This is a genomic window from Flavobacterium sp. (assembly GCF_040382755.1).
In the GTDB taxonomy this organism is placed as follows: domain Bacteria; phylum Bacteroidota; class Bacteroidia; order Flavobacteriales; family Flavobacteriaceae; genus Flavobacterium.
The window spans coordinates 1-15,135 of record NZ_JBEIET010000046.1; the positions used below are offsets into that span (position 1 = coordinate 1).

Consider the following 15,135-nt stretch of genomic DNA (forward strand, 5'->3'; position numbering starts at 1 on the left):
AAAAATGAGTTTTGAAGGTGGTTATGAAAATTTGCCAACTAAATTATTTAATGAACAAGTAAACCATGATATTCCAACTCAGCCAAATTCTCCAACAAAATTATTTGACAATTATGTAAAAAACAATTGGAAGCCACTTTTATTAATGATAGTATTAGGAGGTGTTTTGACTTATGCACTGATTCATACAAGCAACAACAAAAAACAAAAGAAGAAACTAGATTGAAAATCAATATAAATCAATACGAATAGTTACAAATAGTTACGAATCGATTCAAATCGATTCGTAACTATTTGTAATTTTATTTTATATGAACCATCCTAAAAAGTGTTTAATTCGTTTTTCAATTAAATGCCACTTCTTTACTTCTGTAGAAATCATTCTACATAAATAAATTTCCCCCTTTATAATATTAGCTTTAAATTTGAGATTATTAATAAAAACGATTGTTAATATATAAAATACAAGGTTTTTCGTAGAAACATAAAAATAATGCCAATTTTCGATAGGTAATATCAATTTTCGTATAGTAGTTATAAAACAAAGTATTTATTTTTATAAATATTTCGCAATAATGCTTAAAGTTTTTAAAATTAAACATGATAATTTTGAGCAAATACAACTATATGAGAATAGCTTTGCTTAACTGAACTATAAAAATGAGCATATAAATAAGTTACTTGAAACCTTGACTGAACGTTGTCGGAAGATTGCTTGAAAAACTTTGATTGAATTCAAGAATGTAAAGCAACGGTTTGTAAATTAATAATCAGAAGATGGAAAATTGTAACGGGGAAAAGAAGCCGAACAGAAACCCAAAAATAATAGTAGGCAAAACAAGTAAATTATACAATATGAGAAATTTATTTAAACTAACATTAGCATTAGCATTGTTCTTTGTTTTATCATGTGAAAAAGAAGAATTAACAAATGATACTAACATAAGTCTTAACGCAAATAATCCAAGTATAACTAATAAAACAAATCAAAATGATATTGAAATTTATAAAAGTATAATTTCATTAAATGATTTAGAGGAACAACGTTTAGCTTTTGCAACATTAAATCCAAGTCAGAGATTTAGTGTTTGGATGCTTAAATTAGATAATTTTAAAAAAAATAATTCTTTAAATAAAGTTCAAAGTAATTTTATTAATGAATTGCAATCAGAATTAAAAGTATCTTTATTTACTGACAATAATGATAATAACAATGAAAAAATAAATTTTAAAGCGACAAGAAAAGAATATTTTTTGAATAAAGCTATTAGTTTATTTGGTGTAAATGAAGGCAGGTATTTATTAACAAAAGTTGAGAATATCAATCAAACAATTGATAAATTAAACAATGGAATAATTGCAAATAAGTTTGCTGGTCCAGGATTAAGATCTTGTAATTGTGAAGGCAATTCAGAATGTGTAAGATTAACTGGAATATCAATTTGGGGTATATCATGGGAATATGGGACTTGTCCGTCAGGTGGTTGTTATGTTCAAGTATATTTAGGTATTTGGGAATCTGATAATACAGGTAGATGTTCTTATTAATTAATTAAGTCCGTCAAGATAATTGTCGGGCTTAAAAATATATTATCATGAAAAAATATAAATATTTGACTATTTTTATAAGCTTCTTATTTTTTTCTTGCAATGAAAAAATTTTGACAATTGAGAAAAATGAAATTAATATTGGCAAGTTAAGAACTAATGAAAAAAAGGAAATTAATATTCAAATAAATAACGAAAGTAATACAAGTATAAACATTTTAAAGATTCAACCTTCTTGTAAATGTATTATTAATAATAATCTAAAAACAACCAAAACATTAAAACCAAATGATGTTTTTGAATTAAAAATCACATATAAATCAGAAGAAAAGGGTGATTTTAATGAAACTATTGTTATATATAGTGATTCAGAAAAACCATTTGAAATAATAAAAATTAAGTCTTCAGTTATATGATAAAAAAAATAGTTACATCATTATTACCGTTACTTATTTATCTAATTTTATTATCAACAAACAATGGTGAAATTGTAATTTTATTGGGTGGTTTAGTATTTATTTTTTTCCCTTTTATTTTAAAAAAATTAAATATTAAAACTATTTACCCTATTTTATATGTTTTTTGTTTTCATTTAGTTGTATTAATAATTGGAGTATATTTTAAAGGATATTCAAATACTAATTTTATTGGGAATTTTTACATATTGTATTTATTATTTTCTTATCTACTTGGTGGATATATATTTAATAGAAATGTTAAGAGGAAAGTAAAATATATCTATTTATTTACATTCCTTTTTATTTCGTTTGTTCTATCACATTCTATGCCTACAATTATAGAAAATAAACTTTTTTTTAATACTTATACTGGTTCAATAGATGAATTAAAAATCAATCTTAAAGAAATAGAAATTTATGATTTTTACAAAAATAATTATATAAATCTTACAGAATTTAATGATGAATATATTATAATTGATTTTTGGAATAATAACTGTGGCGTTTGTATAGAAAAATTTAAATATTTAGATGAATTAATTCAAAATCAAAAATTCAATCTTAATAAATCAAAAATTATTAGTATCAATATTTATAAAAATAAAGAAGATATTAAGAAGGGAAATTTAATTTTTAAAAACCAAAAATTGAATTTTGAAAATTATTTTGCTGATAAAAAATATGAGGAAGTACTTGAAATAAATGGATATCCTACAGTAATTGTAATAAAAAATAAAAAAATAATATTTAAAGGAACTATAGAAACGCTAAACCTATTTAAATATTTATATTTATAAAAGGCATACTTTAAAAGCAGTTTGAAAAAAATGGCTATCTAAGTTCTAAATTGAACATTTGAAATTCTAATCCCAGCCTTCGCAAAGCCCCAAATCGTTAGCTGCAACCCTAACAAAGACGACAAAGAGACAATATGAAAGAATATTTTGTAACAAAACTATCTTTTAAAGATGACGAAAAATTAATTCGTGACGTTTTCGCATTTGAGTATGACGGAACGACTTTATCTGACGGTGAAACAAGACAAAGACATTGGCTTGTAAACAGAGCTAATGAAGGCTCTAAAATTTCGGTTTTGAAAAGAAATGAAAAAGGAAAGTGGTCAAGGGGTAATCAATTTACATACAACAACAATTTATTTTCTTGGCCAGAAACGCTTCCTGAAAATAATACCAAACGCAAAACCTTTGTGAGTTTTTACCATAAAGACGACCAAGATTATAGAGAAAGATTTGAAAACCTTTTTGGAGACCTTGTTGTGAGTAAATCAGTAGATGATGGCGATATTGATTCCGATACAAGTGACGAATACATAAAACAATTGATTCAAAAAGATTACCTAAGTGTCACGACTGTTTTGGTTGTTCTTATTGGAGCTAAAACAAAGTGCAGAAAACACGTTGACTGGGAAATATCTGGTGCATTAAATTATAAAGTTGGTGACAATTATGCAGGGTTGCTTGGACTTTTTTTACCTTCTCACCCAAACTATGGAGCTGACAAATACACACCTAACTCAATACCTCAAAGACTTCGAGCTAATGTAATATCAGGTTATGCTATTCTTCAAGACTGGACTGAAGATAGAGTAAAACTACAACAGTATATTGAAAAATCTTTTGTCAAAAGAAATGAATCCGACAAAATTGTAAATAAAGCTATTCCACAAATGCAAGAAAATACCTGCGAATGAACGATACAACAAATACTGAGATAATACGGATTTATTACACAAATAAACCCTCTTTAACCATTGAAAGCGATTGGTTAATTATTTCGATTTGCTTACTGTTTTTAATAGTAGCATTTTTAATAAATAATTACATTCCCAAATGGTTTAACTGGCACGAAATGGAAGTTGAGATTTCAGGCTCTCCAAAACTAAAATATAAAGTCAAGAGAAACAGTGATAATCTATACATTGCAAATAGAATTCATATTGAACTAACAACACGCAAAGCTGCAATACCAATTGACGAAAAAAATGATTTTATCATTGAAATTTACGATTCTTGGTATAAGTTATTTAATAACATAAGAGACGAAATTAAAACTGTCCCAGGGAACTATTTAAAAGACCACGACCCAACAACAGCACTTATTGGCTTGACTAAAAAGATATTAAATAACGCTTTGAGACCACACCTTACAGAATATCAAGTGAAATTTAGAAAATGGTATGACAAAGCTGAAAAGCTAGAAGAAAACAAAGACTTAACCCCTCAAGAGATTCAAGCAAAGTATGCAGACTTCGACAACTTAGTAGAATCAATGAAAGACGTAAACAAGACATTAATGGACTATGCAAACGAACTTGACAAACTTGTTAAAGGTAAATAACACGGAAAGAAGGGCAGCAGCTAACAGCACCTACCCAAAAGTGGCGGTTCAGTGGTTAAATCAAGCTTTGTGCTTCTATCAAATTTTCTGCTTGGTTGACAGTGAAGTGCTTCGAAATCGCCACCTTCGGGTAGCTGCAAAACGTTGGCAGTAAGTTTACCAAAAAATGATACAAAAGGACAAAATTTCAGACAATCCATCTTACTCTAAACTTCGAACCGATGTTGTTGGATTCTCTATGCTTGGGCGCATAATTAAAATATTTTCATTTTTTGGCCCAAAAAACTCTGAACTAAAAGAAGCTCTTTCAAAATTACCTGAACTAAAAAAACAAACTGAACATTTTCTTCAGCTTCCTGATAAATTTAACAACTATTTTTCTAAATCTGGTTGGATTGCTCACGAATCAATGAACACTCCAATAATGGAAAAAGCTATTGATCTAGCTGATAAAAATAATTTTGAAGAAGCAGAAAATGAACTAGCTTACTATTTTACTTCGCCACAAATCGATTGGTTACTTTATCACTTTAAAACTTCACCTGAACTAGCTTTAAGATACAAATTAATTAAACTTGCTTATCAAGATACGCTTGAAAAAAGATATTATTCTGTTGTTCCATTACTTTTAATAATTATTGATGGAATTGTAAACGACATAAGTAAATGCAAAGGTTTTTTTACAGATTCAACTGAATTAACTGCTTGGGATAGTATAGCTGCACATAGTAGTGGATTATCATCAATTAGAGACATTTTTAATACAACCAGAAAAAAAACAAATGATGATGAAATATTTTTGCCATTCAGAAATGGAATTCTACACGGTCGTGATTTAAAATATGATAATAAATATGTAGTAGGAAAATGTTGGTGTACATTGTTTGCGATTTTTGATTGGAAGCAAGCTTTACAAAAACAAAAAGATAATCCACCAATTCCTGAAAAGAAAATTACATTAAGAGAAAGTTTAAGCGAGTTAAAAAAAACTATCAATGATTACCAAAAGCATAAAGTTTCACTTAATCAATTAATGAAAGAAATTAAAGAATGGAAACCAAGACAAATAAGTCAATCTGAAATAAAAGTAGAAGACTTTAAAAAATTTAGTCCTGAAAAGGAAGTTGAAAATTTATTAAAAAATTGGCAAAATAAAAATTACGGTAAAATAGCCGAACAAAAATATTACTTTATTGCTAAAGATGTAAGTTTAAGAAAAGAAGCTGGAAAAGTTAGATTTGAATTAACCGATAAAGAATTAAAAGAGTATGAAATAATCTCTATAAAAGACGAAGCACCAGCAATTTCTGTTATTAAAGTTAAAATAAAATATAAATACAATAACGTTTATTTAGAAAAAGAAATTTCTTTGAGAATGATTTGCAAAACAAAAAATGGACAAACAGCAATTAATGGACAAGAAAATATTGTGTGGAGTTTTATAACTGGATTTATGTACAACCTTTATAGCTGAAATATAAAAACTGGTGCTAACAGGGTTTTGGCAAAATTGGGGCAGAAGTGCTAAATTGAATATTCGTGCTTCTTAACCCATTCTTCGCAAATCTGCAAACCGTTATCCCATATTATTATCAATATTCACAATGAATACAATTCCTAAAAACATGTTTCAGCAGCACAAGGTGTTTTTCACTTTCTTGTTAAAGTTTTTAGTGTGCTATTTTGTGGCTATAATGCTGTATTCGTTTTTTTTAAATCATTATCATATTCAAAATAATGAAGTTGATGGTATTACTCATTTTGTGGCACGTCAAACTAAGAAAATACTTGTTTTTTTTGGTGATAATTGTGAAATAATTAAACATGAATTTGAACCTTCATATAAAGTAATTTATAACTCGGTTTATATTGCTCGAATAGTGGAAGGCTGCAATGCGATGAGCGTAATTATATTGTTTGCTTCTTTTATAGTCGCTTTTTCAGTAACGTTCAAAACTACTTTTCTTTACTTGTTATTTGGAGGAATTTTTATTTTTATTCTAAATATAATTAGAATTTCATTATTGACAATTGGTTTGTACAACTATCCAAGTTATGGCACATTTTTACATGATATTGTTTTCCCATTATTCATATATGGAGTTGTTTTTGTGCTTTGGATACTTTGGGTAATTAGATTTTCATATAATAACAAACAAAATGGATAGTAAAATTAAATATTTAGCCATTGCGGGTTTCATCGCGATTTTAGTTCTTGTAAGAATTTACGAAAGAGATTTGTTTTATGACCCTTTTTTTGGATTTTTTTAATGCGGCTTCACAAAATAAAACAATACCAAATTATGAAGGATTTAAATTGTTTGTTGGGTTGTTTTTTAGATATTTAATCAATAGTAGTTGTACTGTTATAATTATTTATTTAGTATTTAAAGAAAAGACTTTAGTTAGATTTTCATCTTATTTATTGTTATCCTTTTTTGTGATTTTAACAACGATTTTCTTTTTTTTACTTGAGTTAACTACAAATTCAGATTTAGTAATTCTTTTCTATGTAAGACGATTTCTTATTCAACCTTTGTTTTTACTTTTGTTTGTTCCAGCGTTTTATTATCAAAAAACCATAAACACTAAATCTAGCTAATCTATTTGTTTGTTATATATTTCATATAAAAACTTAAACTCAAAAAAAGTAGATTCATCATTTAAAATTAGTGTGTAATCCTTACCATGAACCTTTAAGTTTATTTGAAATACTTTTTTGTAAATAAAATCGGTATATAGTAAGAATAGAATAAAATTTAGTATAATTAAATTGAAATAATTAATTTTTAAGTAGAACATACATAGTAAAGAAAATGCTGTTAAACTTAAAAAGCAACCAATTAAACTGATGTAATTAATTTTATTCTTAATTTCCATAAATTCAATTTCTTCTATATTAAATCGTATGTTTTTGTTATTAAATAATAAATCGAAATGTAAAGGATTAATTACAAGTTGAACGTTCATGGTCTTCAATTATTTTATTTAGCTTTTCTTTTATATTTGGATAACATTTTTTAAGCAGTACTTTAGCATTTATATGAGGCCTTTTAGCCTTCATTTTTACTAGTTGTTTATAAAAACCAATGATTTCTTTTGTATTGATGTATATTTCATTTTTTTTCTTTTTCTTAGATAGTCGATGCAAAAGATTTTTCATAATTATTGAATGATTAAAGTATACTTAATGGTAAACCACAATCCAAACATTGATTAATTTCAACTTCTTCTTCAATTGTTTCGCAATCAAGTTCACAATTACATTCTAAATTAACTTCAATTGAATTGCTACTATTAGCTAGTGCTAGCAAAATTTGTAGTTCAATTAATAATTCTTGCTCCTCTTTTTCAATAATGAAGTTATTTTTTTTCACTAAAAGTATCTCCAAAATTTCTTTTACGCTTTTATATTTCATTATTTTTTTCTTTTATAAAGTTTGAAATTATTGATAATTGATAAAACACGATTTAAATTAAAATTTTGAAACCAAACTTCAATTGAAAAATTAGGTTAAGTTTTTAAATGATGCGTATTTAAATGTATAGACTTCAAATTAATTATTAAGTTTTTAAGAAAATAAATTTACTTAAATAAAAACCACTAAATAAATTAGAGGTTTTTGGGAAAAGCAATCAATTAATTGAATTTGGGGCATCAATTAATTTAGCAACAATTTGATAATTAACTTATTTCTGTTGTGCAAAAAAAATAATTAAGCAATAAAAAAAGTATATAATTATCGATTTGTATATACGTAAATTGATATTTTTTTAAACGAAATTTGATTTTTTGACAAAAAACGTATACTAATGTCAATATACGTTTAAATTATCAATATTACTATTATGTAAATTTGTTTAAAATTAAAAGTATATTTAAAATGGGTTTATTTTTTTTTAATATTTTTTTAAATATTGAATTTATTATAGAGTTAATATTCTTTTTCATTGCATTAAGTTTCATTGTTTCCTACGTTTATTTAGGTTATAAATTTAAAAAAATAGTTAAAGAAAACATTTATTCTAGTAATTTACAATGTAAATTAAACAAATCAATTAAGGAAAAGGAATTGTTGCTTAAAGAACTTCACCATAGAGTAAAAAACAATCTTCAAATAATTGTTAGCATCTTAAATATTCAAGCTAGAATTTCTAAAAATCAACAGATAGATTCATTTATTGAAAAGTGTGAAACAAGAATAAAATCTATGTTGTATATTCATGAAATGTTGTGTATTAGTGATGATGTTTCAAAAGTCAATTTCAACGAATACACGCTAAATTTAATTCATAATATTTATACAACTTTTGATATTAAACATATTAAGTATAAAGTTAAAATGGAAGTGGTTGAGTTTGATATAGAAACTGCAATTCCTTTAGGATTAATTATAAATGAATTAATAAATAATTCTTTTAAGTATGCATTTGTAGATAGAAAGTCAGGTGAAATAAATATATCATTAAAAAGTATAAATGAAAATTCATATATATTAACGGTAAGTGATAATGGCGTTGGTTTTGACGTGTATTCTAAAAAATTTGGTTCAATTGGTTTAGATATAGTTAAGTTATTTGTCGATCAAATGTCTGGTAAATTTCGGATTAAAAGTGATGATGGTGTTACGTGTGTAATTTTATTTCATATATGATGAATAAAAACAAATTTAATATACTTATTGTTGAAGATGAACTTTTTATTGCTTGGGATATTAAAGATTTATTAGAGAGAATAGATATTAATGTAAGTATTGTTAAAGATTTTGATTCAGCAATAAATAATATAAATATCTTAAAACCAGATTTAGTAATTATTGATGTTTATCTAGGAAAAGGAAAGACTGGTATAGAATTAGGAAATTATTTATCGCGTGATTTGAGTTTACCGTTTATTTATTTAACCTCATATAATGACGCAAAAACAATTCAAGACATAATTCAAACTAGTCCATTTGCTTTCATTACAAAGCCATTCAAAAAAGTTGATTTATTAACTACAGTTCAAATTGCTATTAATTCTTGCAATAATAAAACTGAATTAAATAATTTCATAGATAAATTCGATACAGAAAATGTAACATACTTAATTAAAAAAGTTTTAAACTACATTGACAAAAATATTGAAAATAAAATTGAAATTGATGATTTAGTCTCATTAACAAAATGGAGTAAACATCATTTTGTTAGAATGTTTACAGCTCAAATGAATATTTCACCTTACAGTTATGTTTTAAAGGTTAAAATTGAATATGCTAAAATAATGATACTAAAGAAAAACACAAAACTAGAATCTGTAGCTTATGATTTGGGTTTTCAAAGTTATGTCAATTTTGCGAGAACATTTAAAAAATACACAAAATATTCACCAAAAGAATATAGAAATATAAATAAAACTAATTTGAATTTTCATTTACAAGATGTAAGTAGTTTTTAAATGCATTAAAAATAATAAAGAAATAAATTTCAGCATAGTATTTATCAATAATGGATTCATTTGATATTTTCAATCTTCTTTTTAAATTATCAAATAATCTATTTTCTCCCCAATTATCTTCAATTATTTATTATGTTTTTAATTAATAAAATATTTTCCAATTTCTATTCAGTAAATAAAAATATTGTCAGTAAAATAAATGAAGCTGATGTAGTAAATATGTATATGCAATTAATGAAAATGAAAGAAAAAGACCAAAACTAAATGTCATGCAATTACTAAAAAAAAATGTTATAAAGTCCATACTTCTATTATAGATAAAGTAATTAATGATTATATAAACAAAAGATATAGTCAATATTAGTTTAGTTGTAGCAAGATATGTATACTTTTTTTTAAATAAACTTTCAAACTTTGCATTTTAAAAACAAATATAAAATGATAAATTTTAAAACAATTTTTAAAGCATTATTGCTTTATTTTATTTTTTGTAATCTTTCACAGGCTCAAAGATTACATCATCAAATGATTAGTTGTCAAGGAGGTAATAGCTCTAACACAAGTGTTGCTTCTGTATCATTTACTGTAGGACAACAGTCGGTAATTGGTACTGCTACTAATGGTATTTCTGTTCAGCAAGGATTCCAACAAAGTAATTGGGGAAAAATTATGCAACAAAATACTCTTTCTCTCAATACAACTGTTTTTCCGAATCCATTTAAAGATGTAGTAAATTTTTCATTTTCTAAATCTCCAGGTAATGATATAAGTATAGTTGTTTTTGATTTATTTGGTAGGCTTGTATATTCTGATGTTTTAAAGAATGAAGATAATTTAGTTTCAGTTAATTTAAATAATCTTTCAACTGCTGAATATTTTGTAAAACTAACTTCAAACAATTATATATTTTCAACTAAAATTTTAAAACAATGAAAACAAAACTTCTATTTATGATTGCTATGTTTATTAGCCATGTTGCAATTTCTCAGGAATTTTTTTTAAAAACAGGAAGAAATTTTACAAACTATAATTATAAAAATTCTTTAGGTAAAACTGTTTCTGGGTTAGAAAGATCTAGCGGTTCAAATTACGAATTTGGTGTAGAGTTTTTTTTAGATGATGCTAAAAGTAGTTTAGAAAGTAAGTTTTCATATTCGGCAAGTTTAGTTTTAAATCAATTTAATGCTAAAGGTGGAAATGTTAATAATACATATGTTTGGAATACAAATTATATTGGTATTCAAAACATGGGATATGCATCAGTATTAAAATCACCTGATGGATTTTATAATTTAAAAGTGAAAGCTGGCTTTAATACTTCTACTATTCTAAATGGACAACAATATATTGATAATGTTGTTTATGATTTGAAAAAATATCAAGAATTTAAAGGAATTTTTCTTCAGCCTGAAATTGGGATGGATTTTAAGTTAGAACTAACAAGAAATCTATGTGTTGATTTAGGTTATTTGTTTTCGAAAGCATTTAATGTTTCCAATAAATCTTCTGAAAAGTTAGACTTCACAAATAATCAATTACAATTAGGACTACAATATACATATTAATTTAACCTTAGAATAAAATGAAAAAATGTTTATTTTTAGCATTGTTATTTTCCACTTTCGGATTTTCGCAGAATGGAATATCATATCAAGCATTAATTTTAAATCCTTCAGGTGAGCAGTTACCTGGTCAGGATAATACACACGCACCTATTTCAAATAAATTAGTGTGTTTAAAATTTGCAATTATTGATCATACAAATCAAATAGAATACTTAGAAACACATAAAGTTTCTACAGATGCTTATGGAATTGTTAATTTAGTCATCGGTACTGGAGAGAAAATAGGTGGTTATGCATCATCATTTTCAAATGTAGTTTGGGGAAATAATCCCAAAAGTTTAAAAGTTGATTTAGATGTAAATGCAAATTGTACTAATTTTGTTGGTATTAGTAATCAGCCTTTTACTTATGTTCCATTAGCATATTATGCGGCTAATTCTGGAAGTTCAACACCAGGTCCAATTGGTTTAACTGGAGCTACGGGTCCACAAGGCCCTATTGGTTTAACTGGGCCAGCAGGAACAAACGGAACCAATGGTTCATCAGCCTATCAATTAGCGGTTACAAATGGTTTTGTAGGAACCGAAGCACAATGGTTAGCTAGTTTGGTTGGGCCACAAGGTCCAGCAGGAGCAACAGGGCCACAAGGTCCAGCAGGTGCTGATGGTACTCTAACGACTTATAATAGCATTAGAGGAAACGTTTCGTTTGTTTCAGCAAACTCCTATACAGTTACTGGAACAGATTTTTATATCATAACAACAGGTACTGGTACAACTATTACTATACCAACTTCAGGTACTGGTTTTACACCATCAGATGCTGGAAGAGTTATTTATATTTATAATGACAATTTTTCATCAGTCTCAAATTCTTGGGGTGGTACTCCTCCTTCTGGAAATATTGTAGGTTTAAATAATCAATATAGAGGAGGTGCTTTTCTTTGGTCAGGAACAAAATGGATTTATTCAGGTAAATAATATAATTAATTTTAAATAACAAATTATGAAAAAGATATTTCTACTTTTTTCAATTATGATTTCATTTACCTCTATAGCACAGATAACGGTAAACGGCGGCACCCCAATTTCAACAATTACTAATAGTAATGTTTTTTTAGATGCAAGTTCATCTTTTAGTACTGAAGCTGGTGCAGCTCCTAATACTGGTAAGGGGATTGTTCTTCCTTCTGTAGATTTAGTTAATTTTGCTTTTGATTTAACACTTGCAGATGGTTTTACTTTTCCTACTTATTTTGATGGTATGGTAGTATACAATAATGCTACTGGAACTACATTAACAACAGGTAATCGTTCTTCTGTAGCAACTTCTGTTACTCCCGGTTACTATTATTTTTCAAATCCAAATGGAGCAAATAATGGTAATGTACTTTCTGGAGTTTGGAAACCCCTAGGTGGAGTTTCAATTACAGGTACATCACCAATAGCTTTAACTTCAGGTGTAGTATCTTTAAATGATTTAGGTATTACTTCTATTAAAATTGGCAATGATGCGGTAACTTCTTCAAAGATTTTAGACGGAACAATTGCTACAGCAGATGTTGCTAATAATGCTATAACAGGTGCTAAGTTGGAAACCAATATTTCTTTACCAGGAACAGCTAGTATGACTTTACCATCTGGAACCACATTACAGCGTCCGGTGACAGCTGCTGCTGGGATGTCACGTTATAATACTACAGATAATATTATGGAATATTATAACGGTACTGCATGGATACGTCCAACAGCAGGTACCATTTACTCAGGTTCTCCATCGACAGTCTTAAATGGCACAAGTTTTGAGAGAGCAGCTTTAACAGGAGATGTTACAGCAGCAGCGAATTCAAATGCTACAACTATTGCCAATGATGCGGTAACTTCTTCAAAGATTTTGAATGGAACGATTACTAGTGCAGACATTAATTCAACAGCAGGAATAACTAATAGTCAATTAGCCAATAGCTCTGTTACTATAAATGGAACTAATGTTGCTCTCGGTGGAACAACTACAATAACAGCTTCACCAGTAAATACTTCATTAACTTCAACAAATTTTTGGGTTGGTAATTCAAGTAATCAAGCCTCAGCTGTAGTGATGAGTGCAGATGCAACGTTGGCAAATTCAGGTGCTTTAACTATTTCAAATAATTGTGTTACATCTATAAAGATTGCTGATGCAACAATTACAGCTTCTGATTTAGCTAACAATGCCGTTACTACAGTAAAAATTACAGATGCTAATGTAACTACAAATAAACTTGCTGATAATGCCGTTACAATAGCTAAGTTACCTACAGGAGCAACAGCTACAACATTTTTAAGAGGAGACGGCACTTGGGCAACTCCTATTTCTGTTACTACTTTAAGTACTACTTCATCTAATATTTCTTTAGATCATACTAATAATGTTATACGAGTAAATGCTTCGTCTTCTAATATCACTGTTACTTTACCATCTGCATCTACAGCTACAAATCGTATATATTCAATAATTAAATCAGATGCATCTAGTAATAAAATAATTTTTAGTACTTCAGTAGTCGCAAACGGTTATTCATTTACAGAAGTAAACATACCAGGTGAATATAAAATACAGTCTGATGGAACAAGCTGGTATTTGGTAAATTAATTTATTAAAATATAATTATATTTCATAAAAATATTGATAAATCATGAAAAGAAAATTAATTATAATACCATTTTTTCTGGCTACTTTTTGGTTTGGTCGGGCGCAACAATTAAGTCAAAAAGTTGGCACAAACCCTACACTAATTCAACCTTCTGCTGCTTTAGAAGTAGAGAGTACCATAAGGGGGTTTTTACCTCCAAGAATGACTTTACAACAAAGAAATGCAATTAATTCTCCTGTTGCAGGGCTTCAAGTTTGGTGTACAGATTGTGGTAAAGGTGAGTTGCAATTATATAATGGAAATAGTTGGACTAACACCATAGGAGCTACTGCTATAGTAGTAAGAACATGCCCAGTACCGACTAATACTGGGGGAATTTTGGTATTTAAATGCCATAACTTAGGCGCTGATGAAACAGCTGACCCATTAGTACCCAGCTGGAAGCTAAATGGTGCCTATTTTCAATGGGGAAAAAAACCCGTGGATACCAATGGTGATGGCTACAGAACCAAACCCAATAGTGGCACAGAAGGTTTTGTTGCTGCACCCACAGGACCTATAGCAGGACAAGCCAACGATGCAGCTGTAGCAAGCTGGAGTTCCACCGCCGCAGCTAATGGCGCATGGAACGTAACCGAAGCTACCCCAATAAAAACGGCTAATGACCCTTGCCCAAGTGGCTACCGTGTGCCAACCCGAAACGAATGGGTAAGCATTTACAGCACTACACCAGTAAACACACAAACCAACTGGAGCAATGTGGGAACATATACCAGCAGTTCTACCAACTATAGTGCAGGTAAAATTGTGAACAATTCCTTATACCTTCCTGCTTCGGGCTACCGTAGCGATAGTACTAGCACGCTCGACTACCGTGGTTTCATCGGCTACTACTGGAGTTCTACCGAGCGTAGCTCCACTGCCGCTGCCTACAACCTCTACTTCGATAGCGGCTATACGAGCCCATCCATCGACTTCGGTCGCCGAAGCGGTTTTTCTGTGCGTTGTGTAGCAGAATAAAATTCTATTTATTAGTATTTATTTTACTATTTAGAAATTGCTTTATGATTTGCTTTATGATTTGCTTTTGACTAGTAAGTACTAAGAAGTTAATATTCTGTATAAATACTTAGGATG

The 15,135-nt window shown here is 28.1% G+C and carries 17 protein-coding genes and 1 pseudogene; 16 read left to right on the forward strand and 2 right to left on the reverse strand.

The annotated features are described in order from the left end of the window. From ABWO04_RS06000 to ABWO04_RS06040, 9 genes and pseudogenes are all read left to right on the forward strand, one after another. The coding region (locus tag ABWO04_RS06000; RefSeq protein ID WP_353078236.1) for a hypothetical protein at positions 1-226 on the forward strand (226 nt) is incomplete at its 5' end. A 629-nt stretch (positions 227-855) separates the two neighbouring features. Continuing rightward, on the forward strand, positions 856-1,548 hold the full coding sequence (locus tag ABWO04_RS06005; protein ID WP_353078238.1) for a bacteriocin fulvocin C-related protein: 693 nt from the start codon (positions 856-858) through the stop codon (positions 1,546-1,548). A gap of 47 nt (positions 1,549-1,595) precedes the next feature. Then, positions 1,596-1,964, forward strand: coding sequence for a DUF1573 domain-containing protein (locus ABWO04_RS06010; protein WP_353078240.1), 369 nt, complete (start codon positions 1,596-1,598; stop codon positions 1,962-1,964). A gap of 248 nt (positions 1,965-2,212) precedes the next feature. Further along, the gene (locus ABWO04_RS06015; protein WP_353078242.1) at positions 2,213-2,803 is read left to right on the forward strand and encodes a TlpA family protein disulfide reductase; all 591 of its coding nucleotides are present in this window, start codon (positions 2,213-2,215) and stop codon (positions 2,801-2,803) included. A 134-nt stretch (positions 2,804-2,937) separates the two neighbouring features. Beyond that, entirely contained in the window at positions 2,938-3,717 is a 780-nt protein-coding gene (locus ABWO04_RS06020) for a TIR domain-containing protein (RefSeq protein ID WP_353078243.1), read from the forward strand. After that, the gene (locus ABWO04_RS06025; RefSeq protein WP_353078245.1) at positions 3,714-4,364 is read left to right on the forward strand and encodes a hypothetical protein; all 651 of its coding nucleotides are present in this window, start codon (positions 3,714-3,716) and stop codon (positions 4,362-4,364) included. The genes ABWO04_RS06020 and ABWO04_RS06025 overlap by 4 nt, the downstream gene beginning before the upstream one ends. A gap of 424 nt (positions 4,365-4,788) precedes the next feature. Continuing rightward, positions 4,789-5,838: a hypothetical protein gene (locus tag ABWO04_RS06030; protein ID WP_353078246.1), complete on the forward strand. Its 1,050-nt coding sequence runs from the start codon at positions 4,789-4,791 to the stop codon at positions 5,836-5,838. A 130-nt stretch (positions 5,839-5,968) separates the two neighbouring features. Further along, a complete protein-coding gene (gene xrtF, locus ABWO04_RS06035) occupies positions 5,969-6,532 on the forward strand; it encodes an exosortase family protein XrtF (RefSeq protein WP_353078248.1) in 564 nt (187 codons plus the stop codon). After that, positions 6,525-6,966, forward strand: a pseudogene (locus tag ABWO04_RS06040) (exosortase F system-associated membrane protein). Before xrtF ends, ABWO04_RS06040 begins: the two are co-directional and overlap by 8 nt. Here ABWO04_RS06040 and ABWO04_RS06045 read toward each other — a convergent pair. Further along, complete coding sequence (locus ABWO04_RS06045) at positions 6,963-7,334, reverse strand: hypothetical protein (protein WP_353078251.1); 372 nt, start codon at positions 7,332-7,334, stop codon at positions 6,963-6,965. The pseudogene ABWO04_RS06040 and the gene ABWO04_RS06045 sit on opposite strands and share 4 nt — an antisense overlap. 206 nt (positions 7,335-7,540) lie before the next feature. Continuing rightward, positions 7,541-7,783, reverse strand: a complete 243-nt coding sequence (locus ABWO04_RS06050) for a hypothetical protein (RefSeq protein WP_353078253.1) — start codon at positions 7,781-7,783, stop codon at positions 7,541-7,543. A gap of 465 nt (positions 7,784-8,248) precedes the next feature. Between ABWO04_RS06050 and ABWO04_RS06055 the strand changes: the two genes are divergently transcribed. From ABWO04_RS06055 to ABWO04_RS06085, 7 genes are all read left to right on the forward strand, one after another. After that, a complete protein-coding gene (locus ABWO04_RS06055) occupies positions 8,249-9,019 on the forward strand; it encodes a sensor histidine kinase (protein ID WP_353078255.1) in 771 nt (256 codons plus the stop codon). Continuing rightward, positions 9,016-9,801 carry a response regulator transcription factor gene (locus ABWO04_RS06060; protein WP_353078257.1) on the forward strand — a complete coding sequence of 262 codons (786 nt, stop codon included), beginning with the start codon at positions 9,016-9,018 and terminating at the stop codon, positions 9,799-9,801. Before ABWO04_RS06055 ends, ABWO04_RS06060 begins: the two co-directional genes overlap by 4 nt. Before the next feature lie 438 nt (positions 9,802-10,239). Next, a complete protein-coding gene (locus ABWO04_RS06065) occupies positions 10,240-10,734 on the forward strand; it encodes a T9SS type A sorting domain-containing protein (RefSeq protein WP_353078259.1) in 495 nt (164 codons plus the stop codon). Beyond that, the gene (locus ABWO04_RS06070; protein ID WP_353078261.1) at positions 10,731-11,366 is read left to right on the forward strand and encodes a hypothetical protein; all 636 of its coding nucleotides are present in this window, start codon (positions 10,731-10,733) and stop codon (positions 11,364-11,366) included. The genes ABWO04_RS06065 and ABWO04_RS06070 overlap by 4 nt, the downstream gene beginning before the upstream one ends. A gap of 17 nt (positions 11,367-11,383) precedes the next feature. Then, positions 11,384-12,346 (forward strand): hypothetical protein, encoded by a 963-nt coding sequence (locus ABWO04_RS06075; RefSeq protein WP_353078263.1) that lies wholly within the window; start codon positions 11,384-11,386, stop codon positions 12,344-12,346. A 25-nt stretch (positions 12,347-12,371) separates the two neighbouring features. Then, complete coding sequence (locus ABWO04_RS06080) at positions 12,372-13,997, forward strand: beta strand repeat-containing protein (protein ID WP_353078265.1); 1,626 nt, start codon at positions 12,372-12,374, stop codon at positions 13,995-13,997. Between the two features lie 43 nt (positions 13,998-14,040). Continuing rightward, positions 14,041-15,018 (forward strand): phage tail-like protein, encoded by a 978-nt coding sequence (locus tag ABWO04_RS06085; protein WP_353078266.1) that lies wholly within the window; start codon positions 14,041-14,043, stop codon positions 15,016-15,018. The last annotated feature ends 117 nt before the right edge of the window (positions 15,019-15,135 follow it).